Origin of the sequence: Stutzerimonas kunmingensis (genome assembly GCF_014764705.1) — a bacterium.
GTDB lineage: Bacteria > Pseudomonadota > Gammaproteobacteria > Pseudomonadales > Pseudomonadaceae > Stutzerimonas.
Genome location: NZ_JACXXG010000015.1, coordinates 1 through 20,502, shown reverse-complemented (window position 1 = coordinate 20,502; position 20,502 = coordinate 1). Strand labels below are relative to the sequence as shown.

Here is a 20,502-nt window from a genome sequence, read left to right as displayed (position 1 = left end):
GGTCAGTTCCTTCTGCAGTCGGCGGCGGTGACGGGCAGGCTGCCGCTGTTGCTCAGCGGGAGAAACTGCGGTGCATCACCTAGTTTGCTGGGAGGGATATACCTGAATCCGCATTTCCCTCCTACCACGCCCATATGGTCAATATGCGTGATGTTTCCCTCAGCCCCCGCCCCGCTAAAATCCGCCTCCATTCCGGCGGCGATCAACAGGGAATAAGCTTGCGCGGGATAACCGAACTTCACGGTTATGGCCTGCCCTTCCAGAAATATTTGCTGCTCCACTTCACCCATACCGATTCCCGACAGCCGGGCCTTGGCATTGACGATGGCCAACGCACTCTTGGCCGCGCCCAGCCCGGCATTGACCCGTGCGGCGCGAGCTTCTGCCGATACATCGAAAAAGCGTGGCAAGGCGAAGGCCGAGAGGATGCCGAGGATGATGATGACCATGATCAGTTCAATCAGGGTGAAGCCGGTTTGCCTGCCCCTTCGGCCAGCCCTTTGTGTAGGGTAAATGGCCATCCCGTGGAAAGCCGCACAGGGTTTTCCGCTGCGACTCAGGTGGTTGGTGCGTTGGTGGACGGGTGAAGCGTCATCCACCCTACGGGGTTTGCGGCCAATTGGTTTGCCGGTCGGCCTGGTTGGGCAGGTGATTGGCCGGGCGGTCATGGGGTGACCTCGATAAAGCCGGTGGCGGCGTGGATCTTCATCTTGAAACCGGATTCACCAATTTCCAGCTCATCAACACCCTGCGTTGGGCAAAATTTTGTAGTAGAAACACAGCCTAGAGAATTGAAAACAGCCGTAAATGGAGCAGAGCCAAGTTTTTTGACCTGCTTCGGATTATCAACTGCATAATCACCAGATACAGTTTCATCCGCCCCCTTATCACCACAAGTATTGAAATGACTCAATACAGCCCCAGACGCACTAACCTGAACCTTTATATAACATCCACTGGCTACTGCCAGTTTCTGCGCATAACGAACAGACGAAAGAACCTCTTCAAAATAGAAGCGTTCATCGAAACTGCTTTTGCTAAAGAAGCGCGGCCCAACAACGGCGGCGAGGATGCCGATGATGACGATCACCATGATCAACTCGACGATTGTAAAACCGCGTTGTTCAACCATTGGCCTGCCCTTCTTATAGAAGCGGGTTGGAGGCGGGAATCGACCCGCCTCCGGGAATTTGTGGCAACCCGGCCAAAAGCCGGGTTGCGATGCAGCCCAGAACGGGTGAGACCCGCTAGCCATTCCCCGGTAGTGGATTTCAGGCAGCGGTGGGTTGGGGCTGTCTTACAATGCCTATCAATCAGCACCCATCAGTGTTGCTTACGACACGCTCCCCAGTAGCAGGCACGGGTGTATAGGTTACATTGCATTGAGTCCCAGCAGCCGGAGTAAAGCCATTGGGAGTGTATGTAATAGTGCTCGTGGCGGTGGTTCCGCCGCCTGCAGAAGTAAATCCTTCAACTTCCATAGCAGCACCTATACCTGCATCGTTGGCGGTTGGGTAGCCATCAACCATTGTCACGGTAACGTTTCCTTCAAGCGTTACGGATGCAGCAGCACCTAAGTTCCGTGCAAGCTGTGCTGAGTGAGCAATCGCAGCAGCAGAGCGCATAGAGCCAGCCAAACCTTCAACTGCAGCTATACGGGCATCCCTTCCAAAATCCGCAAACCTCGGCAACGCAAACGCCGCCAAAATCCCCAAAATCACGATAACCATAATCAACTCGATCATGGTGAAGCCGCTTTGTTGCTTTTTCATGGTGTTGCTCCTTTTTGCCTTATTCAAAAGTGACGGCGACTTCGCCGGTGTTGCTGTTGTACTCGATGAAATCGTTGTTTCCATCAAGGGTGTAGCGATAGAGGCAGCGGTGGCCCTGGGCCTCGGCGCGGAAGGTAGGGTTGGCGCCGGTGACGCTGGCTGCCGAGGCTTGCAGCAGGTTGGCCCAGAGGTTCATGCATTCCTGCTGGCTCATGCTGGTGCTGGCGCCGGGGTTGCCGCTGCGTTCGGTGCCAACCGGCCAGCCGGCGGCGTTGACGTCGACCGTGCCGTTGCCGTAACCGGCGACGTCGATCTGGCAGTTGCCGGCCACGCAACTGTTGCTGCCGCCGTTGCGGTTGAGTTCGTACTGGCCGCGCACCAGAGAGACGGCCGACGTGAAGGCGCCGCCGGCGCTGCGTACGGTGGCGCGGTGGGCGTCCTTGGCCGAGTCGATGAAGTGCGGTAGCGCCACCGCGGCGAGGATGCCGAGGATGGCGATGACCACCACCAGCTCAATCATGGTGAAGCCCTGGTTCTTCTGCATTACATGCGCTCGCTGCTGGTTTTCATTCATCTGCTCACCTCTCGTGTCGGCACAGGCGTACCGCCCTGCCCTTCGCGTTTCGTTGTTCGCTGCTTCAGTCATCACCCCCTCCCTTGCGCCGCGCTGCCCAGCTCCCACATGGGCAGGAACACGCCCAGCGCGAGGACCAGCACCATCACACCCATACAGACGATGAGGATCGGCTCGATGGCGTCGGCCAGTTGCTTGAGGTCGTAGTCGACTTCCTGTTCGTAGAAATCGGCCACTTCGACGAAGAGGTCATCCAGCGCGCCGGTTTCCTCGCCGACAGCCATCATCTGCAGCACCAGGGGAGTGAACAGGCCGCTGTTGTGAGCCGATCGGGTGAGCGCTTCGCCGCGCTCGACGTTTTCGCGGATGGCGAGAATCGCTTCGCCGATATGGCGATTGCCGACGCTGGCGCTGTTGATGGACAGGGTTTGCAGCAGCGGCACGCCGGCGCGGTACATCATCGCGAAGGTGCGGGTGAAGCGCGCCAGGGCGATGCGCTCGAAGATGCCGCCGACGATGGGCAAGCGCAGCTTGATACGGTCCCACTTGCGCGCGCCGGCGTCGGTTTCCACCCATTTGAAGAAGGCGTAGAGGCCACCGACGATGCCGAGCAACAGCAGCCACCACCAATCGCGCATGAAGTTGGAGGTGCCGATCAGCACGCGGGTGGCCCACGGCAGTTGCGCGTGGAACTGGGCGAAGACCTTGGCGAACGCCGGGATCACCAGGAGGTTGATGACACCCAGCGCCACCCCCATGGCCACCAGCACGAAGATCGGATAACGCGTGGCCTGCTTGATGCGCTTGCGGGTCTCGCGCTCCAGCTCGAGATAGGCAGACAGCTGCTTGAACGCCTGATCGAGCTGGCCGGTGTTCTCGCCGACGCTGACCATACTGACAAACAGATTGTTGAACACCTTGGGATGCGCATTCAGCGCCACCGCCATGGACTGGCCACTTTCGAGGCTGGCGCGCACGTCCTGCAGGATGCCGCGGAAATACAGGTTGCGATTGGACTCGGCCAGACCGCCGATGGCGCGAATGATCGGCACGCCGGCCTTGTTCAGGCTGTACATCTGGCGGCTGAAGATGATCAGTTCGTCCAGATCGACACGTTTACGCCGCAGCTTTTCGCGCAGCACGGCAAACACGTCGACGCTATCGGCCTGGGCACGCTCCGCATCGATGGTCAGCGGGGTGATCTGGCGCGACACCAGCTCGCTGGCCACGGCGTCAGCGCTGGCGCCATCGAGCGCGCCGCTGACCCGTGCGCCGCGCATATCGCGGCCGGTATAGCGGAAGCTAGGCATCGGCAGGCTCCCCGCGAAGCGACCGGACGGCGCCCGTGGCGCTGGCGCCTACGGCCGCGATAGGCAGGAGACTAGCGGCGATCACGCGATCACCTCATCGTCCGCCAGGGTGGCGCAGACCTTCAGCACCTCTTCGATACTGGTGACGCCGGCGATGGCGTAATCCAGCGCGCAAGCCGCCAGTGGTCGATAGTGCGCCTGCTGGCGCGCGGCCTCGGCGAAGCCTTGCGGGTCGCCGCGGCGCAGGGCGGCGATCATCGGCTCGTCCAGTTCCAGCAGCTCGTACACACCGACACGGCCGGCATAGCCACTGTTGTGGCATTGATGGCAACCACTGCCGCGCTTGAAGCGGTTGTCGCGCAGCGAGCCGCCGTGCAGCGCCTCCAGCCAGGCCAGTTGCCGAGGATCGGGCTGATCGTCCTCCATGCAGTTTTCGCACACGCGGCGTATCAGACGCTGGGCCAGCACCGCATTGAGCGCGGTGGCGACGAGGAAGGGCTCGACGCCCATGTCGATCAGGCGCATGGCCGAGGTCAAGGCATCGTTGGTGTGCAGCGTCGAGAGTACTAGGTGGCCTGTCAGTGCGGCGCGCAGGCCGATCTCGGCGGTTTCCTGATCACGGATCTCGCCGACCAGGACGATGTCCGGGTCCTGACGCAAGGCGGCGCGCAGCACGCGGGCGAAGGTCAACTCGATCTTGGCGTTGACCTGCACCTGGTTGACCCGCGGCAGGCGGTACTCCACCGGGTCCTCGACGGTGATGATCTTCTTCTCCGGGCTGTTCAGCTCGGAAAGCCCGGCGTAGAGCGTGGTGGTCTTGCCCGAGCCGGTAGGGCCGGTGACCAGCACCATGCCGTGCGGACGCTGCAACAGGCGTCGGAAGCGCTCGAGCATCGCTGGCGGCATGCCGGTGCCTTCGAGCTTGAACATCGCGCCGCTCTGGTCGAGCAGACGCATGACCACCGACTCGCCGAACTGCACCGGCATGGTGGAAACCCGCACATCGAGGTTGCGGTTCTTCACGCGGATGTTGAAACGGCCGTCCTGCGGCAGGCGCTTTTCCGAGATATCCAGGCCGGACATGATCTTCAGGCGCATGACCAGCGCCGAAGCGACGCGGTGCTCCTTCATCACCTGTTCGTTGAGCACGCCGTCGATACGCTGGCGAATCCGCACCACGCCTTCGTCCGGTTCGATGTGAATGTCCGAGGCCTTCATCTGCACGGCGTCCTCGAACAGCGTCTGCAGCAGGCGCACCACCGGCGCATCGCTGTTGCTTTCGCCGAGGCGCGAGAGGTCGAAATCACTTTCCTGCAGCTCACCTTCCAGCTCGCCGGCCAGCGAGGCGATTTCGCTGGTGCGGCGGTAGAGCTGATCGAGCGCGCCGAGCAGCTCGCTTTCCCGCACCACTGCCGGGTGGACGCGCTTGCCCAGCAGGCGCTCGATCTCGTCCTGAGCGAAGATGTCCAGCGGGTCGGTCATGCCCACCAGCAAACCATCGCCCTGGCGGGACAGCACGATCACCCGGAAGCGCCGGGCGACCGCCTCGGGCAGGCTCTGGGTCAGCTGGTTGTCGAACTTGTAGTGCTTGAGTTCGACGAAGGGAATCTGCAGCTGCTCGGACAGCGCACGCAGCAGGCGGCCTTCGTCGATGAAGCCGAGGTCGAGTACCGTGCGTCCGAGCTTGGAGCCGGTGCGCTTCTGGTCCTGCAACGCCTGCTGCAGCTGCGCCTCGCTGATCAGGCCGGCCTGGACCAGCAGATCGCCGAGACGAATCTTGCGCTGGCGCATGTCTTGCGCGGTCATCGGGCACCTCCGAGTACGCCGGCACGTTCGGCGGCGAAGCGCCGCGAGTTGTCATCGAGCCCCTGCCCTTGCGCGGCCAGACGGTAGTGGCGCGCCGCCCGGGCGGGTTGATCGATCTGTTCCAGCGCGATGGCCAAGCCCAGCTGCCAGGCCGCCTGCTGCGGCTGAAGAGCCACCAGCTGGCGATAAACCGCAGCGCTGCCGGCCCAGTCGCCGACCTGCTGCTGCAGAGCTGCCAGCAACGCGTGATAGCCGGGATCGCTGGCCAGCGACGGCGCGTTCTGCACCAGGGTGGCGAGCGCCGTCTGTTTGTCGCCGCCCTGCAGCTGGCCACGGGCGAGCAGCATACGCAGCTCGGCATCGAACGGCCGCCTCTGCAGCTGGGCCGGCAGCCACTCGAGCAATGGCTCGATCTGTCCAGCCGCCAGGTAAGCACGAGCCAACCAGCGGGCCGCCTCGGCGTTGTCCGGCTGCGCGGCATGGAGCGCCTGCAGCAGCTCAATGGCACGGGGGAAGTTCTGCTGTTGCAGGGCATCGCGCGCCTGGGCCAGCGGGTCCGGTCGATGACTGCCGATCTGCACGGTGGGCGTGGTGGCAACCTGGGGTCTGGCAACCGGCGCCGGGGCCGGCTCGGCGACCGGTTGCACATCCGGCGCGACGGGCGGCGCGGTTTGCGCGTCTGGCGCGGTGCGGGTGACCCAGTCCGGCAGGCTCGCTTCGTCCAGCGCCGGCTCGGCGAAAGGCAGGTCCAAGTCTTCAGGGACGGGGACTGGTGCGCCATCCATGCGGACTTCCAGCCAGAGCTGCGCATGGCCAGCGGCCGGCTCGAGCCGATCACGCACATCGAGGCGATCGGTTATGCCAAGCAGCAGCACCTGCACCTGGTCGCCCTGCTGTTCCACTCGCCAGGACAGGCTTAGGCCATTGCTCTCCACACGGCCGTTTCGCGGGCCACCGGCGAGCGCCACATCCGGCAGGAGCAGACTGATCGCGCCGCCTTCGTCGGTGCGCTGATAGCTGATCGAGCGATCCAGCAGCAACTGCAGCACGAAACGGCCACCGTCTTGCTGCGGCAAGACGTCGAGGAGCTGAGTTGCAGGCACCGCAGCGACCACCGGAGCGGCAGCAGGTAACTCCTGCACAGCGGGGGCTTGCGCGAAACGTTCGAACAGCACCACCGATGCCGCGACGACCAACGCTCCGATAGCCAGCGGCAACAACCAGCGCCGCAGCCGTGCCGATCGCTGACGCCGCGTTGCGGCTGTTTCATCGACGGCCTGCATGTCGAGGAATGGGCTCTGACCGCCGGATGCCGCGCCGCGCGCTTCGAGATCGCGCAGCATGTCGTTGACCAGGCTCATGGCCGCACCTCGGCCAGCTGCGACAGCCACGGCAATGCACTCAGCAGCAGGCTCAGGGTTGCCGCACCCGCCAGCAATGCCCAACGCAACGGAAGGGCTGCACGCAGGAACGGTCGCGCGCCCTCGGTATCGGCCAGGGCACGGCGTACGTGGCGGCGGCCGACCCGTCGCTGGCCTTCGCCAAACGCCGCCATCAGGCACTTGTTGGCCAGGATGTTGAGCAACCGCGGGATGCCACCGCTGCCCTTGACCAGCAGGCGAATCGCGGCCGGCTTGAACAGCGGTTCACCTTGATAACCGGCAACCGCCAGGCGTTCATGCAGGTAGCGCCTGGTATCGCTGACATCCAGCGGGCGCAGGCGATAGGAGAACGTGATGCGCTGGCGCAATTGCCGGAAATTCTCGCTGGCCAGCGTAGCGTCCAGCTCAGGCTGGCCGAACAGCACCACCTGTAGCAGCTTGCGCTGCTCGGTTTCCAGATTGGTCAATAGTCGCAGGGCCTCCAGCGTGGCCGGTGGCAGCGCCTGCGCCTCATCGATCAACAGCACGGTGCTCTTGCCCTGGCCGGCCAGCTCGATCAGCCGGCGATGCAGTGCCGTCAGCAACCCGTGATTGTCCAGTTGCTCGACCCGCGGCACATGCAGCTCATGGGCCAGCGCCTGGCGCAGCGCCATGGGTCCGAGCGCTGGGTTCGGCAACCAGGCGAGCTGGTAGTGTTCGGCATCCAGTTGCTTGAGCAGCGCGCGGCAGAGCAGGGTCTTGCCGGTGCCCACTTCGCCGGTCACCTTGATGAAGCCCTCGCCTTCGGCCAGAGCCACGCGCAGCAGGTTCAGGCAGGCCTGGTAAGGCGGCAGGCGAACCATGAAGCCGGTATTCGGCGTCAATGCGAATGGCTTTTCCTGCAGGCCGAAGAATGCTTCGTACATACCGGCGCCTACCTGACCTGCCGGAACGAATCGGCGCTCTTACGTAAGTCATCAAGCCAGACGCGCTCATCGATCACCTGCGGCCGCAGAAGGATGACCAGCTCTGTCTGCTGGAGGGACTTGCGCTGCTGTTGAAACAGGGCACCGAGCACCGGCAGCTTTGACGCCCATGGCACATTGGCATCACTGTTGGTGTTTCGATTTTCCATCAGCCCGCCGATCACCACCACCTGGCCGCTGCGCGCGCGCACGATGGAGTCTGATTGGCGAGTAGTGGACAGAGCGAGCGGCAGGTTGAAGACGTTATCGGAGCCGCCCAGCTGAATGCTTTTGTTCTGGTCTTGAACACGGCTAACGGTCGGGCGCACGTGCAACGTTACATTGTCGTGTTCGTCGATCTGCGGCGTGACGTCCAGGGAAATACCAGAGAAGAACGGCGTCAACGTAATGTCCAGATCCGGCGCGGTGGTGCCGCCGGCTAGAGTGGTCGTGGTAGTAGAAACATCGGTGACAAAAAACTCATCGGTACCGACTTTGATTACCGCCTTTTGATTGTTCAGTGTCGACACCCGCGGACTGGATAGCACCCGCACATCTCCTTGGGTCTCAAGCAATTGCAGTACCCCGGAGAAGTCACCGTTCCGAACGATCGCGCTGAACACGCCGCCAATGCCTTGCGCACCCGCAAGTGCATCGCCCTGCAGGCCAAGCGTAATGTCGGCGTTGCCGAAGCTGCCCAGCTGCGACCAGTTGATGCCTGCCTGATACCCATCAGACAGATTCACCTCAAGAATTTTCGCTTCCAAGATGACCTGACGCTGTAGATTACGCTGGATGAGCGAGAGAAACTCAGAAACTACTGCATGATCTTCTGACGTAGCCCTTACAGTTAGCACGCCAGACATTGAGCTATAACAAACGCTGGCCCCTTCATATCCGGAGCGGCACGTCGCCTCCCTGTACTTGATCTCGGTGTCAACTGCTGCCGGTGTTACTTTAGAGCTAACCTTCTGAATTTTAAGATCATCCACCTCAAGCTTCGGCTTATCTACTCCAACTATCATAGATACCGCATCAAGAACACTTTTCCAAAGTTCCGTTCTTGATCGGGTGGTAACTCTGCTCGCGTCCTGAGTACTTGAAGTTCTTGAGCTCCTAGAACGGCTGTTATTTGTTATGTCATCTTCCGAAGAAATAACCTGTCCAGAACTAACTCTAGTTTCTGCGACCCCTTCCCGCTCAAGATCCAAATAATTCAAATCGTATGTCTTTACAAAAATCCTATTTGGCAGCACCTGATAGCCATAGCTGGTGCGTCGAAAATCGTAACCGTAGCTGTCGCGCACTGCAGCGAGCACCTCTTCCAGCGTCACGTTGCGCAGGCTGAAGGTGATGTTGCCCGTCACCTCTGGGTGCACCAGCAGGTTCTGCCCGGCGTTGTCCATCAGGCTGAGGAAGAATTCGCGGGCCGGCATGTCGTTGGCGACCACATCGAAGCGCGGGCCACTGACAGCCGAACTGCCGTCGACGCTCAGCGGCGGAATCAGCGCAGCCTGCACCGACGGCGGCGGCAGCGCCTTGGCCTGGGTCTGCTGCAGGCTTTCCTCGAACAGACGGTTGCTCTGCTCGTAGAGGCGCTTGTCGCCGTCCTCGAATGTCTGGCAGGCGGCCAGCAGGCAGAACAGGCTCAGCAAGCCGAGACGTGGAAAAAGGGTCGGCATCATGGTCGGACTTGGCTCGGAGTAATGATCGGGGCAACCAGACGCAGCGTCTGCTGCTGGCCGTCGCGCTCGATCAGGACGGAATTCGTGTTGATGGCCAGGACTCTGGCATCGGCCAGGGTGTCGCCGACTCTCAGCGATTGGCCGTTGAGCACCGCCCGGGCGCTCTGCGCACCGCGAAAAATGGCCTGCAGGTGCAGCGTCGCCGGTGCCTGGCGCTCCGCTGCAGCGGTCACGAACGCCGCGGGCGGGCGCGTGGGGTCGAGCGCGTAGGCCGAAGCGGGCAGCAAAAGGAGCAAGCAAAACGCACGAGAAAAATCAGACACCAACCCACCCCGCTTCGCGACTCAAGGTATGCAGCTCCAGCGTGATCCGCGCCTTGTCCGGCCCGGCCTCATCGATGTGATAGTCCAGGCTGTCCCAATGCAGACGCCAGCCACTGTTCTGCACCGCCTGCAGGTAATCGAGCAGGTCGAAGTAGCCGCCTTGCAGGGTCAGACGCAGACCGTGCCGATAAAAGCTGACCGCCGCTGGCGGCGCATCCTTCGCCGCATCCGTCGCGCTGGCCGGCAACTCCAGCGGCTCGCTGAAACTCTGCAGCGCGACCATCTGCAGATGAGGCTGCCGGCGCAGCAGGTCCTGCAGCAGCGCTTTCATGCGTGCAGGTGAAACCAGTGAGCGGGTCTCCTCGTCGATGCTGCGCAGAATCTGTTCGCGATTGGTGCGCGCCACATCGAGGGCGTCTCGATAGGGACGATTGGGGTCGGCCGCGAGCTTGGCCTGAAGTTCGAGCAATGCATTGTTCGCCTCCAGCTGACGGGCTTCGGCGAGACGCAGCTGGCTGTCCTGCTGGGCGATGCGCTCGGCGAGCGGCTCAGCCACCAGCAGCAGATAAAGCATGCCCAGCAGGGAAGCACCGACCAGCACGCTCAGCCACTGTTCGCGCGGTGCCAGCGCCTGCCAGCGCTGCCGCAGGCTTTGCATGGCGTTATTCATCGTCGCCCTCCTCCGCCGCACGGGATGCCAGGCGGAACGCCAGCAGGCCACTGTCGTCGCGCTGCAGATCGAAGCTGCCGAACTCGCGCCCCTGCAACGTCTTGCTGCGCCCGAGGCTTTCCAGATAAAGCGGAAGCAGTTCCTGATCCTGGCTCAACCCGCGCAACAGCATGTCGCTGCCGCCAGCCTGCAGGCGGATGCGGGTCAGCCAGAGCCCGAGCGGCGGGTGCCGATCGGCCAGGGCCGTCAGCACTGGCGCGAAGCCGCTACGCAGCTGGCCATCGAGCGCGCGCAGATGCGTTGCGAGACGTTGCAGCTGGCGGTTCTCCGCTTCCCGCTCCGCCAGTTGCGCAGGCAGCCGGGTATCCAGCGTCGGTTCCCGGTAGTTGGCCTTGAAGGCGGCCAGCTGCGCCTCTGCAGAAACCGCCTGCGCCTCGGCCAACTGACGGTCCGAGGCGCGCTGCTTGAGGTTCCAGCCCTGCCAGGCAGCATGCAACGCCAGGGCAAGCGCCAGTACACATGCGCCAAGCAGCAGTTGCCGCGGACGCGGGCCACCCTGCTGACGACGTTCGCGCTGATAGAGATTGACGTTCTGCATCAGACGGCGTCCTGACGCAGGGCGGCACCGACGGCGCCAATGCAGAACGCCTGCTGCGCTTCGGACAGCTCGGCACCCGGCTGGCCGGGGAAGAGCTCGCGCAGGTCGAGGCGTTGCAGGTTCACCGCCAGGCCACTGGCCAGCCCCTGATAGGCGCGCTCGCCATCTTGCTTCATGGGCAGCAACATCAAGCGATTGATATAGCCCTTGCCGAGTTGGCTCTCGAAGTAGTCAAGCGAGCGCTGGATCTCCAGTGTCGTACTGCTCAAATCCTGGGCGGCACGGGCCAGCCCCTGCTCTATACGCCGCGCCATGTAAAGGTCGGCGCCGTTCTGGATGCAGATCAGGCCTTCGCTGGTGCGCAGGCGCAGCAGTGCGAGATTCATGCCTTCGGTGCCGGCGAGCGAGCCCAGGTTGCGAAACGCCATCTCGGTGATGTCGATGCTCGCCATGTGCAGACCGGCCTGACGCACGAGCTGGGCGTAATGCTGCATCCGGGTTTTCTCGAGAACGACGCAATAGACCATGCGCGTGCGCCCGCGATAGGCGTCCTCGGGCAGTGCGAAACAGTCGATCACCACATCGTCCAGCGGCTGGCTGATCATGTCCTTGATGCGCCAGCGCATGGCGTCACGCAGCTCTTGCGATGGCACCTCAGGCGCTTCGAGAAGGAACATCTGGTATTCGGAAGGATGCAGCAGCACGTTCGTCGGCAAGCCCTGCAAGGCACGCTCGCTCACGGCCTTCTCCAGCAGAGCGGCCTGCGCGTCGACGCTGCCTTCCAGGTGTTCGCAGTACGGCAGCAGCGGCCGCGCACCGGGCACCCGAACGACGTGCGCCAACGCGATACCTTGCGGACCAGTCTCAATGCCGAGCATGCCGGCTGGTTTTGATTTCTTGGTTTTGGAAAACAGACCCACCACTGGCTCCCTCGCCAAGACGTCGGTGCTCAACTGCCAAAAAGCAGAGAATCGATACTGAGGGCGTCAATAGATAGCATATTGCCATCTGGCGTGACTCTAACAATATCCGATGGGTGCGTCCAAATATTGTCGTGAATCAATCGCGCAACAGAAAACCGTCAATCCAAGGACGTCAAAGATCGCGCGCATTCTGGGTTAATTAATTAGCTCGCGCTATATCGGCTTAAGCCCTTTCGTCGCGCGAGGTCATCACAAACTGCGCATCTGACGAACGGTAGTCAGCGGAATGAGCACGCGATGGATGCAGGAAAAGGAAACTGGCGCTCTTAGAACAGAGTGAGCTGCTCGAAACCACCGCGCAGATCGACCAACCGCACGCCGACGCCAATCAACCGAACCGGCCGCGCACCACGGGAGAAGGCGATGGCGAGCAGATCGGCGTAGTCGTCGATTTCGAGTCCGGCGCCAGCCTGCTCCATTGTGGTCTGGGTGAAGTCATGGAATTTGAGCTTTACGAAGGGCTTGCCGGGTCGATAGCCGTTGTCGAGGCGCGCCATGCGGGTAGCCAACTGCTGCAGCAGCTCCGGCAGACGCTCCAGGCACGCCGCCAGGTCCGGCAGATCCTTGTCGTAGGTCTGCTCGACGCTCACCGACTGGCGCCGACTCTCCACCTGCACCGACCGCTCATCGACGCCGCGCGCCAGCCCCCAGAGCCGCTCACCGAACGCACCGAACTCGCGGACCAGGTCCAATCTGTGCCACTCGCGCAGGTCGCTACAGGTGCGGATGCCGAGCCGGCCGAGCTTCTCAGCGGTGACGCGACCCACACCATGCAGCCGCTTGACCTCCAGCGCCTGTACGAAATCGTCGACCTGTGCCGGGGTAATGACGAATAGGCCGTCGGGCTTATTCCATTCGCTGGCAATCTTGGCGAGAAACTTGTTCGGAGCAACACCCGCCGACACCGTGATGCGCAGCTGCTGCCAGACCCGACGCCGGATGTCCTCGGCAATACGCGTGGCGCTACCGGAAAAATGCTCGCAGGCAGTGACGTCCAGATAAGCCTCGTCCAGCGACAGCGGCTCGATCTGCTCGGTGTAGGTGCGAAAGATGTTATGGATCTCACGCGAAGCCTCCCGGTAGGCATCCATGCGGGGCCGCAGGATCAGCAGATCAGGACACAACTTCAGTGCGTGCCCGGACGCCATGGCCGAGCGAACACCATATGCACGCGCCTCGTAGTTGCACGTGGCAATGACCCCGCGCCGATCCGCAGCGCCGCCAACTGCGATCGGCCGCCGAGCCAGACTGGGGTCGTCGCGCATCTCGATCGCGGCGTAAAAGCAGTCGCAATCAATATGGATGATCTTGCGAAGGGTGGACTGACTCACGGAAAACGGGGCACCGGGCAGGAGTGAACGAATCTTCAGCGCAGCAGGTCGGTTATTGAGATGTTAAGTCCTTTATCACCCGATAGCCGGAGGTTCAGATGAAATTCTTGTACGCAGGCATCATCGCACTGGGCAGCTTGTTTTCCGCGGTTGCGCTGGCCGACCAGGACATGATGAACACTCAGCCGCAAGGCACCAATATCCAGCAGGAAAAGAAAGGCGAGGGAATGGTTCGCGAGAACGAAGATGACGGCGCCGACCCGAAGATGAAAGAGGAAATCCAGGAGGACTGGCGCGAGGATGCCGAGAAACGCCGCGAGAGCGACGTCATGAAACCCGAGCAGCGCGGCTGAGCAATCAGCTTCGTCAAAGCTCCAGCGGGTACGGCTGCACCAGCGCTTTGCCGTAGCCGTCGATGAACTCAGGCGGCATGCGCTTGGGTTTCCCGCTGGAGAGCTCGATGCAAACGAAAGTCGTCTGCGCGCGCAGCAGCGTCGCGCCGTCGGCCGGTCGGATCAGCTGGAAATTGCGTTTCATCTTCAAACGCTGATCGGATTCGGAAATCCAGGTTCCCAACTGCAGCAGATCGCCTTCGTAGGCCGCGGCCAGATAATCGATCTCATGCCGCAGCACCGCCATCGCCCGATCCAAGCGGCGATAGTCGTCGATGCCCAATCCCAGACTCTGTGAATGCTGCCAGGCACACCGCTCCAGCCAGGTTACATAGACCGCATTGTTGGCATGGCCCAGCTCGTCGATATGCTCGGACTGCACCTGCAGGTCGATGGTAAACGCGTCCGCCTGATCCCAGCTCATTCGTTGCAAGCCTCGTTGGCCGTTTGCGATGACCTATGAAACCGCAGCAGCCGCGACGAGTCACGCCTGTTGCTGCGAGCAATGACAAGACATTCAGCGCAGTGCGACTCAACCGACTTTTCGACCACGCAAAACAAAAAGGGCCATCTCATGAAAGATGACCCCTTGAAGCCCAAAACGGGCAATAAAAATGGCGTCCCCTAGGGGACTCGAACCCCTGTTACCGCCGTGAAAGGGCGGTGTCCTAGGCCACTAGACGAAGGGGACGAAACCTTCGCAAACCTGCCGAACAATCAAGCGACAAGCCGTGATTGGTGGAGCTAGACGGGATCGAACCGTCGACCTCTTGCATGCCATGCAAGCGCTCTCCCAGCTGAGCTATAGCCCCGGATTTATCGTCTCTCGACGCGCTATGTCAAACATCGCTTAATAATGGCGTCCCCTAGGGGACTCGAACCCCTGTTACCGCCGTGAAAGGGCGGTGTCCTAGGCCACTAGACGAAGGGGACGCAAACCCTTCAAGCGCAACCTGTATCGCTTATGCGGCGAATACAAGCTGGTGGCAAATTCTGCTCTTCGAGATTGGTGGAGCTAGACGGGATCGAACCGTCGACCTCTTGCATGCCATGCAAGCGCTCTCCCAGCTGAGCTATAGCCCCATCTCGAGGACGGGGCGCATATTAGGGGCGCCCCCAAGTAGTGTCAACAACAATTTCGAACGGGCCGAAGTTTTTTTGGCATTAGGAACAACTACTTACCACCGACGAATGGTAACGCCACCACCTCGGGGCGATGCTGGTCACAAGCACCGCCCCTGCCCCGCACTCAGACAATCGTCGCCGCGAGCTTCTCCCACTCCTTGGCTTCCTTCTTCGACGCGCCACCGAGCAACTCGAGTGCGTTGCGCAGGCGGAAGCGCGTCAGATCCGGGCCGAGAATCTCCATGGCATCGAGTACCGATACCGAACTGGCCTGCCCGGTGATGGCGGCGAACATCAGCGGCATCACATCGCGCAGCTTGAAGCCAAGATGTTCCGCCACCAGGGTGATGCACGCGGTGATGCGCTCCTTTTCCCACTGGCGCAGTGCTTCCAACTTCCACAGAATTAGCTGCATGACCTGGCGCACCTGCGTCGCATCGAGCTTCTTGTGCGCGAACAATGCGGGATCGAGCGGCAATGCACCGGAGAAGAAGAAGCCAGCCAATGGCGCAATCTGGCTGAAGGTTTCCACGCGCTGCTGCACGTGCGGCGCGATCTGCATCATGTACTGCGGATTGAATGCCCACTTCTGCACTTCGGCAGCGAACTGCTCGACCGGCAGTTCGCGCAACCACTGGCCGTTCAGCCAGGAAAGCTTCTCCAGATCGAAGATCGGTCCGCCGAGCGATACGCGATTGATGTCGAAGTGCTCAATCATCTCGTTCAGCGTGAATTTCTCACGCTCGTCAGGCATCGACCAACCCATGCGCCCGAGATAGTTGAGCATCGCCTGCGGCAGAAAACCCATGCGCTCGTAGAAGGTCACCGAGGTCGGATTCTTGCGCTTGGAGAGCTTGCTCTTGTCGGGATTGCGCAGCAGCGGCATGTAGCACAGCTGCGGCTGCTCCCAGCCGAAGTACTCGTACAGCTTGATCAGCTTGGGCGCCGACGGCAGCCACTCCTCGCCACGCAACACATGAGTGATGCCCATCAGGTGGTCATCGACCACGTTGGCGAGGAAGTAGGTCGGCAGGCCATCGGCCTTCATCAGCACCTGCATGTCCATGCGGTCCCAGCCGATCTCGACGGTGCCGCGCAGCATGTCGTTGACCTGACACACGCCTTCGCTCGGAACCTTCATCCGGATCACATGCGATTCACCAGCAGCGATGCGACGCTGAGCCTCGGCGGGATCGAGGTGCATGCAATGGCCGTCATAACGCGGCGTTTCCTTGTTCGCCATCTGCTCGGCACGCACCTGATCCAGGCGCTCGCTGCTGCAGAAGCACGGGAACGCATGGCCCTTGCTGACCAGCTCGTCCGAGTACTTCCTGTAGATCTCGCCGCGCTCGCTCTGCCGGTACGGGCCATGCGGACCGCCAACGTCCGGACCCTCGTCCCATTCGATGCCCAGCCAGCGCAGCGCATCGTAGATCTGCTGCTCGGATTCACGGGTCGAGCGCACCTGATCGGTATCCTCGATGCGCAAGATGAACTGGCCACCGTGCTGTCGGGCGAAGCACAGGTTGAACAGCGCGATGTAGGCAGTACCGACGTGGGGATCGCCGGTCGGAGATGGCGCGATGCGGGTGCGAACCGTGGTCATGAATGCTCTCGGACGGTAGGACATACGGAAAGGGACGAATGTTAGCAGGCGCTGCGCAGCCGGCTCCAGCCGAACACCGGGAAGCAGAGCGAGAGCGTCCCGAAGGAGACGCTCCGGGACAGGCCGAAACGGTCGATCCGCCAGTAGCTGCTAGACCTGCAACAAGCGCTCGCGCAGCTTGTGAATCTCGTCGCGCGCCTCGGCGGCCGCCTCGAACTCCAGATCGCGCGCCAGACTCAGCATCTTCTCTTCCAGCTGACGAATCCGCTTGGTGATCTCGCTCGGCGAACGCAGTTCGTTCTCGTAACGCGCACTCTCCTCCGCCGCTTTCGCCTCGCCGCGCCGCTTCTTGCTGCGCGAGCCCGGCACGGTTGCGCCTTCGAGGATGTCCTGCACGTCCTTCTTCACGCCCTTGGGCACGATGCCGTTGGCCTCGTTGAAGGCAATCTGCTTGTTGCGCCGCCGCTCGGTTTCGTCCATGGCGCGCTGCATGGACCCGGTGATGTTGTCGGCATACAAAATCGCGCGACCGTTGAGGTTGCGTGCCGCGCGGCCGATGGTCTGGATCAGCGAGCGCTCTGAACGCAGGAAGCCTTCCTTGTCCGCATCGAGGATCGCCACCAGCGACACCTCAGGCATATCCAGGCCTTCGCGCAGCAGGTTGATGCCCACCAGCACATCGAAAGTGCCCAGCCGCAGGTCGCGGATGATCTCGACCCGCTCCACGGTATCGATGTCCGAATGCAGGTAGCGCACGCGCACATCGTGATCACTCAGGTAGTCGGTCAAGTCCTCGGCCATGCGCTTGGTCAGCGTGGTGACCAGCACCCGCTCCTCCTTGACCACGCACTTGCGAATCTCCGACAGCAGATCGTCGACCTGGGTCAGTGCAGGACGCACCTCGATCTGTGGATCGACCAGGCCCGTCGGACGCACAACCTGCTCCACCACGCGGCCAGCATGTTCGGCCTCGTAAGGTCCGGGTGTCGCGGAGACGAAGATGGTCTGCGGGCAGATCGCCTCCCATTCGTCGAAGCGCATCGGCCGGTTATCCAGCGCCGATGGCAGGCGGAAGCCATACTCCACCAGGGTTTCCTTGCGCGAGCGGTCGCCCTTGTACATCGCGCCGACCTGCGGCACCGAAACGTGGGATTCATCGATCACCAGCAGGGCATCGGCCGGCAGGTAGTCGAACAGCGTCGGAGGCGGCTCGCCAGCATCGCGCCCGGACAGATAGCGCGAGTAGTTTTCGATGCCGTTGCAGTAACCCAGCTCCATGATCATTTCCAGATCGAAACGCGTGCGCTGCTCCAGCCGCTGCGCCTCCACCAGCTTGTTCTGACTGCGCAGGTAATCGAGCCGCTCGCGCAGCTCGTCCTTGATCTTCTCTATCGCGTCGAGCAGGGTTTCCCGCGGCGTCACGTAGTGGCTCTTGGGATAGAAGGTGAAGCGCGGCAGCTTGCGGATCACCTCCCCAGTCAGCGGATCGAAGGCCGACAGGCTCTCCACCTCATCATCGAACAGCTCGATGCGCACCGCTTCGAGATCCGATTCCGCCGGGAAGATGTCGATCACGTCGCCGCGCACACGGAAGGTCGCACGAGCGAAATCCATGTCGTTGCGGGTGTACTGCAGGCCAGTCAGCCGTCGCAGCAGCTCGCGCTGATCGAGCCGATCACCACGATCGACGTGCAGGACCATCTTCAGGTATGACTGCGGATCACCCAGACCGTAGATGCACGACACAGTGGTGACGATGATCGCATCCGGGCGCTCCAGCAGCGCCTTGGTTGCCGACAGACGCATCTGCTCGATGTGATCGTTGATCGATGCATCCTTCTCGATGAAGGTGTCCGACGACGGCACATAGGCTTCCGGCTGATAGTAGTCGTAGTAGGAAACGAAATACTCGACCGCATTGTTCGGGAAGAACGCCTTGAACTCACCATAGAGCTGCGCGGCCAGCGTCTTGTTCGGCGCCAGCACCAGCGTAGGCCGCTGCACATGGGCGATGACGTTGGCGACGCTGAAGGTCTTGCCCGAGCCCGTAACGCCCAGCAGCGTCTGGTGCGACAACCCCGCCTCGATGCCTTCGATCATCTGCCGAATAGCCTCCGGTTGATCGCCGGCCGGCTTGAAACGGGTGACCAGTTCGAACTTGGACATTTCGCCTCTCTAGGTAACATGTGCGAGCTTGGCAGCCGGACTTTCTAACAGCCATCCAGCGGTTTGGCGCGACAGCCAGCGGATCCTGAAATCCGCCACAAGCGATGGGCGCGCAGAGCCGAGAAACCGCCCATCTTTCCAGTACGCAAAACGCACCGAAAGTGATCAGAAAACCTCGGTAGCATATCGCAGGCAACAGGCTTGACCGCTATACTACCGCCCCGTTTGCGCATCACCCTGCGCGCCGACGCGAGGGTGGTGAATCTAGTCACTCTTCTCTTTCGAGCCCCCTCACCATGAGTTTGTTCTCTGCTGTCGAAATGGCGCCGCGCGATCCTATCCTCGGCCTCAATGAAGCCTTCAACGCCGACACGCGGCCGAACAAGGTCAACCTCGGTGTCGGTGTCTACTACAACGAAGAAGGTCGCATTCCACTGCTGCGCGCCGTGGTCGAAGCGGAGCATGCCCGCATCGCTGCCCACGCGCCCCGCGGCTATCTGCCGATCGAGGGCATTGCCGCTTACGATGCTGCCGTACAGAAGCTGCTGTTCGGCAACGATTCTCCGCTGATCGCCGAAGGCCGGGTGGTAACTACCCAGGCGCTCGGCGGAACCGGCGCACTCAAAGTCGGCGCAGACTTCCTCAAGCGCCTGCTGCCGGACGCCGTGGTAGCCATCAGCAACCCGAGCTGGGAAAACCATCGCGCGCTGTTCGAGTCGGCCGGCTTCCCGGTCCAGAACTACAGCTACTATGACGCGAGCAATCACGGCATCGATCGCCCCGGCCTACTGCAGGACCTGAAGAACCTGCCACCCCGCTCCATCGTCGTGCTGCACGCCTGCTGCCACAACCCGACCGGCGTCGATCTGAACCTGGATGACTGGAAGCAGATTCTCGACGTGCTGCGTGCCCAGGATCACGTGCCGTTCATCGACATCGCCTACCAGGGCTTCGGCGACAGCATCGAAGAGGACGCCGCCGCCGTGCGCCTTTTCGCCGAGTCGGGCATGACCTTCTTCGTTTCCAGCTCGTTCTCCAAGTCCTTCTCGCTGTACGGCGAACGCGTCGGCGCGCTGTCGATGGTCACCCAGAGCCGCGAGGAGTCGGCTCGCGTACTGTCGCAGGTCAAGCGCGTGATCCGCACCAACTATTCCAACCCGCCGACCCACGGCGCCACGATCGTCTCCGCGGTGCTCAACAGCCCGGAACTGCGCGCCATGTGGGAAGCCGAGCTGGGCGAGATGCGCAGCCGCATCCGCGAGCTGCGTCTGAGCATGGTCGAGCAATTGGCGGCCAAAGGCGCGAAGACGGACTTCAGTTTCGTTGCCGCCCAGCGCGGCATGTTCTCCTACTCCGGCCTCACGGCCGAGCAGGTCGAGCGACTGCGTGTCGAGTTCGGCGTCTACGCCATCAGCACCGGTCGAATCTGCGCCGCCGCACTGAACCGCAACAACATCGGTCACGTCACTGACGCTATCGTTCAGGTGCTCTGACTCCAGCCGCCCGGGGCCCTCTCAGACCCCGGGCGCGGCGTCGTTCCTAGCGGCGCAAAGGGTTGACTTCTCTTTTGCAAACAGTAGGATACGCACCGTTGTTCCGCGATAGCTCAGTCGGTAGAGCAAATGACTGTTAATCATTGGGTCCCTGGTTCGAGTCCAGGTCGCGGAGCCAAATTTCAAAGCCTCGGTTGATACCGGGGCTTTTTTATGGTTCTTCGCGGAGTCTGGGGGAAGAGCGAGTTGACAGTCAGGGAAGCAGGTAAATTGGCAGTCGCCAAACACACCCTTCACCTGTCCCTGCTGTCGCCGTGCATCCTATTGATCTTGCCGCTTTCT

The 20,502-nt window shown here is 61.8% G+C and carries 19 protein-coding genes and 5 tRNA genes; 3 read left to right on the top strand and 21 right to left on the bottom strand.

Annotation, left to right across the window (positions count from 1 at the left end; translation table 11 throughout):
- Nucleotides 1-2 precede the first annotated feature (2 nt).
- From IEG05_RS23485 to dinB, 14 genes are all read right to left on the bottom strand, one after another.
- On the bottom strand, nucleotides 3-521 hold the full coding sequence (locus tag IEG05_RS23485; RefSeq protein ID WP_191122188.1) for a pilin: 519 nt from the start codon (nucleotides 519-521) through the stop codon (nucleotides 3-5).
- Nucleotides 522-664: 143 nt separating this feature from the next.
- On the bottom strand, nucleotides 665-1,132 hold the full coding sequence (locus IEG05_RS13055; protein ID WP_191122187.1) for a pilus assembly FimT family protein: 468 nt from the start codon (nucleotides 1,130-1,132) through the stop codon (nucleotides 665-667).
- A gap of 181 nt (nucleotides 1,133-1,313) precedes the next feature.
- Complete coding sequence (locus tag IEG05_RS23480; protein ID WP_191122186.1) at nucleotides 1,314-1,772, bottom strand: pilin; 459 nt, start codon at nucleotides 1,770-1,772, stop codon at nucleotides 1,314-1,316.
- Between the two features lie 19 nt (nucleotides 1,773-1,791).
- Nucleotides 1,792-2,346: a type II secretion system protein gene (locus tag IEG05_RS13045; RefSeq protein WP_191122185.1), complete on the bottom strand. Its 555-nt coding sequence runs from the start codon at nucleotides 2,344-2,346 to the stop codon at nucleotides 1,792-1,794.
- Between the two features lie 71 nt (nucleotides 2,347-2,417).
- Nucleotides 2,418-3,656 carry a type II secretion system F family protein gene (locus IEG05_RS13040; RefSeq protein WP_191122184.1) on the bottom strand — a complete coding sequence of 413 codons (1,239 nt, stop codon included), beginning with the start codon at nucleotides 3,654-3,656 and terminating at the stop codon, nucleotides 2,418-2,420.
- Nucleotides 3,657-3,737: 81 nt separating this feature from the next.
- Nucleotides 3,738-5,462: a GspE/PulE family protein gene (locus IEG05_RS13035; RefSeq protein WP_191122183.1), complete on the bottom strand. Its 1,725-nt coding sequence runs from the start codon at nucleotides 5,460-5,462 to the stop codon at nucleotides 3,738-3,740.
- A complete protein-coding gene (locus IEG05_RS13030) occupies nucleotides 5,459-6,823 on the bottom strand; it encodes a tetratricopeptide repeat protein (RefSeq protein WP_191122182.1) in 1,365 nt (454 codons plus the stop codon). Before IEG05_RS13030 ends, IEG05_RS13035 begins: the two co-directional genes overlap by 4 nt.
- Complete coding sequence (locus IEG05_RS13025; RefSeq protein ID WP_041013228.1) at nucleotides 6,820-7,749, bottom strand: ExeA family protein; 930 nt, start codon at nucleotides 7,747-7,749, stop codon at nucleotides 6,820-6,822. The genes IEG05_RS13030 and IEG05_RS13025 overlap by 4 nt, the downstream gene beginning before the upstream one ends.
- A gap of 8 nt (nucleotides 7,750-7,757) precedes the next feature.
- A complete protein-coding gene (mshL, locus tag IEG05_RS13020; RefSeq protein ID WP_191122181.1) occupies nucleotides 7,758-9,473 on the bottom strand; it encodes a pilus (MSHA type) biogenesis protein MshL in 1,716 nt (571 codons plus the stop codon).
- On the bottom strand, nucleotides 9,470-9,769 hold the full coding sequence (locus IEG05_RS13015; RefSeq protein WP_224742813.1) for a Type II secretory pathway component: 300 nt from the start codon (nucleotides 9,767-9,769) through the stop codon (nucleotides 9,470-9,472). The genes mshL and IEG05_RS13015 overlap by 4 nt, the downstream gene beginning before the upstream one ends.
- Nucleotides 9,770-9,788: 19 nt before the next feature.
- The gene (gene gspM / locus IEG05_RS13010; RefSeq protein ID WP_101274650.1) at nucleotides 9,789-10,466 is read right to left on the bottom strand and encodes a type II secretion system protein GspM; all 678 of its coding nucleotides are present in this window, start codon (nucleotides 10,464-10,466) and stop codon (nucleotides 9,789-9,791) included.
- Entirely contained in the window at nucleotides 10,459-11,064 is a 606-nt protein-coding gene (locus IEG05_RS13005) for an MSHA biogenesis protein MshI (RefSeq protein WP_191122180.1), read from the bottom strand. Before IEG05_RS13005 ends, gspM begins: the two co-directional genes overlap by 8 nt.
- Nucleotides 11,064-11,942: an MSHA biogenesis protein MshI gene (locus tag IEG05_RS13000; protein ID WP_224742812.1), complete on the bottom strand. Its 879-nt coding sequence runs from the start codon at nucleotides 11,940-11,942 to the stop codon at nucleotides 11,064-11,066. The genes IEG05_RS13005 and IEG05_RS13000 overlap by 1 nt, the downstream gene beginning before the upstream one ends.
- A gap of 371 nt (nucleotides 11,943-12,313) precedes the next feature.
- Nucleotides 12,314-13,378, bottom strand: coding sequence for a DNA polymerase IV (gene dinB, locus IEG05_RS12995; protein ID WP_191122178.1), 1,065 nt, complete (start codon nucleotides 13,376-13,378; stop codon nucleotides 12,314-12,316).
- Between the two features lie 98 nt (nucleotides 13,379-13,476).
- On the opposite strand from dinB, the gene IEG05_RS12990 reads away from it, so the two are divergent.
- Nucleotides 13,477-13,731, top strand: a complete 255-nt coding sequence (locus IEG05_RS12990) for a hypothetical protein (protein WP_046622037.1) — start codon at nucleotides 13,477-13,479, stop codon at nucleotides 13,729-13,731.
- Nucleotides 13,732-13,744: 13 nt separating this feature from the next.
- On the opposite strand, the gene IEG05_RS12985 is transcribed toward IEG05_RS12990, so the two are convergent.
- From IEG05_RS12985 to uvrB, 7 genes are all read right to left on the bottom strand, one after another.
- On the bottom strand, nucleotides 13,745-14,194 hold the full coding sequence (locus IEG05_RS12985; protein WP_046622039.1) for an acyl-CoA thioesterase: 450 nt from the start codon (nucleotides 14,192-14,194) through the stop codon (nucleotides 13,745-13,747).
- A 191-nt stretch (nucleotides 14,195-14,385) separates the two neighbouring features.
- Nucleotides 14,386-14,461, bottom strand: a tRNA-Glu gene (locus IEG05_RS12980).
- Nucleotides 14,462-14,506: 45 nt separating this feature from the next.
- A tRNA-Ala gene (locus IEG05_RS12975) sits at nucleotides 14,507-14,582 on the bottom strand.
- Nucleotides 14,583-14,627: 45 nt separating this feature from the next.
- Nucleotides 14,628-14,703: transfer RNA gene (locus IEG05_RS12970), tRNA-Glu, on the bottom strand.
- A 74-nt stretch (nucleotides 14,704-14,777) separates the two neighbouring features.
- Nucleotides 14,778-14,853, bottom strand: a tRNA-Ala gene (locus tag IEG05_RS12965).
- Nucleotides 14,854-15,019: 166 nt separating this feature from the next.
- Complete coding sequence (gltX, locus tag IEG05_RS12960; RefSeq protein WP_046622041.1) at nucleotides 15,020-16,501, bottom strand: glutamate--tRNA ligase; 1,482 nt, start codon at nucleotides 16,499-16,501, stop codon at nucleotides 15,020-15,022.
- A gap of 150 nt (nucleotides 16,502-16,651) precedes the next feature.
- Nucleotides 16,652-18,667 carry an excinuclease ABC subunit UvrB gene (uvrB, locus tag IEG05_RS12955; RefSeq protein WP_041013219.1) on the bottom strand — a complete coding sequence of 672 codons (2,016 nt, stop codon included), beginning with the start codon at nucleotides 18,665-18,667 and terminating at the stop codon, nucleotides 16,652-16,654.
- Nucleotides 18,668-18,963: 296 nt separating this feature from the next.
- On the opposite strand from uvrB, the gene IEG05_RS12950 reads away from it, so the two are divergent.
- Together IEG05_RS12950 and IEG05_RS12945 are read left to right on the top strand one after the other, a co-directional pair.
- Nucleotides 18,964-20,160: an amino acid aminotransferase gene (locus IEG05_RS12950; protein ID WP_191122177.1), complete on the top strand. Its 1,197-nt coding sequence runs from the start codon at nucleotides 18,964-18,966 to the stop codon at nucleotides 20,158-20,160.
- Between the two features lie 102 nt (nucleotides 20,161-20,262).
- A tRNA-Asn gene (locus IEG05_RS12945) sits at nucleotides 20,263-20,338 on the top strand.
- Nucleotides 20,339-20,502 lie beyond the last annotated feature (164 nt).

Bases quoted from the DNA above. Each gene is read 5' to 3' on its own strand.
- IEG05_RS23485 (WP_191122188.1), bottom strand. From the start codon at position 521: ATGGCCATTTACCCTACACAAAGGGCTGGCCGAAGGGGCAGGCAAACC.
- IEG05_RS13055 (WP_191122187.1), bottom strand. From the start codon at position 1,132: ATGGTTGAACAACGCGGTTTTACAATCGTCGAGTTGATCATGGTGATC.
- IEG05_RS23480 (WP_191122186.1), bottom strand. From the start codon at position 1,772: ATGAAAAAGCAACAAAGCGGCTTCACCATGATCGAGTTGATTATGGTT.
- IEG05_RS13045 (WP_191122185.1), bottom strand. From the start codon at position 2,346: ATGAATGAAAACCAGCAGCGAGCGCATGTAATGCAGAAGAACCAGGGC.
- IEG05_RS13040 (WP_191122184.1), bottom strand. From the start codon at position 3,656: ATGCCTAGCTTCCGCTATACCGGCCGCGATATGCGCGGCGCACGGGTC.
- IEG05_RS13035 (WP_191122183.1), bottom strand. From the start codon at position 5,462: ATGACCGCGCAAGACATGCGCCAGCGCAAGATTCGTCTCGGCGATCTG.
- IEG05_RS13030 (WP_191122182.1), bottom strand. From the start codon at position 6,823: ATGAGCCTGGTCAACGACATGCTGCGCGATCTCGAAGCGCGCGGCGCG.
- IEG05_RS13025 (WP_041013228.1), bottom strand. From the start codon at position 7,749: ATGTACGAAGCATTCTTCGGCCTGCAGGAAAAGCCATTCGCATTGACG.
- mshL (WP_191122181.1), bottom strand. From the start codon at position 9,473: ATGATGCCGACCCTTTTTCCACGTCTCGGCTTGCTGAGCCTGTTCTGC.
- gspM (WP_101274650.1), bottom strand. From the start codon at position 10,466: ATGAATAACGCCATGCAAAGCCTGCGGCAGCGCTGGCAGGCGCTGGCA.
- IEG05_RS13005 (WP_191122180.1), bottom strand. From the start codon at position 11,064: ATGCAGAACGTCAATCTCTATCAGCGCGAACGTCGTCAGCAGGGTGGC.
- IEG05_RS13000 (WP_224742812.1), bottom strand. From the start codon at position 11,942: ATGCTCGGCATTGAGACTGGTCCGCAAGGTATCGCGTTGGCGCACGTC.
- IEG05_RS12990 (WP_046622037.1), top strand. From the start codon at position 13,477: ATGAAATTCTTGTACGCAGGCATCATCGCACTGGGCAGCTTGTTTTCC.
- IEG05_RS12985 (WP_046622039.1), bottom strand. From the start codon at position 14,194: ATGAGCTGGGATCAGGCGGACGCGTTTACCATCGACCTGCAGGTGCAG.
- gltX (WP_046622041.1), bottom strand. From the start codon at position 16,501: ATGACCACGGTTCGCACCCGCATCGCGCCATCTCCGACCGGCGATCCC.
- uvrB (WP_041013219.1), bottom strand. From the start codon at position 18,667: ATGTCCAAGTTCGAACTGGTCACCCGTTTCAAGCCGGCCGGCGATCAA.
- IEG05_RS12950 (WP_191122177.1), top strand. From the start codon at position 18,964: ATGAGTTTGTTCTCTGCTGTCGAAATGGCGCCGCGCGATCCTATCCTC.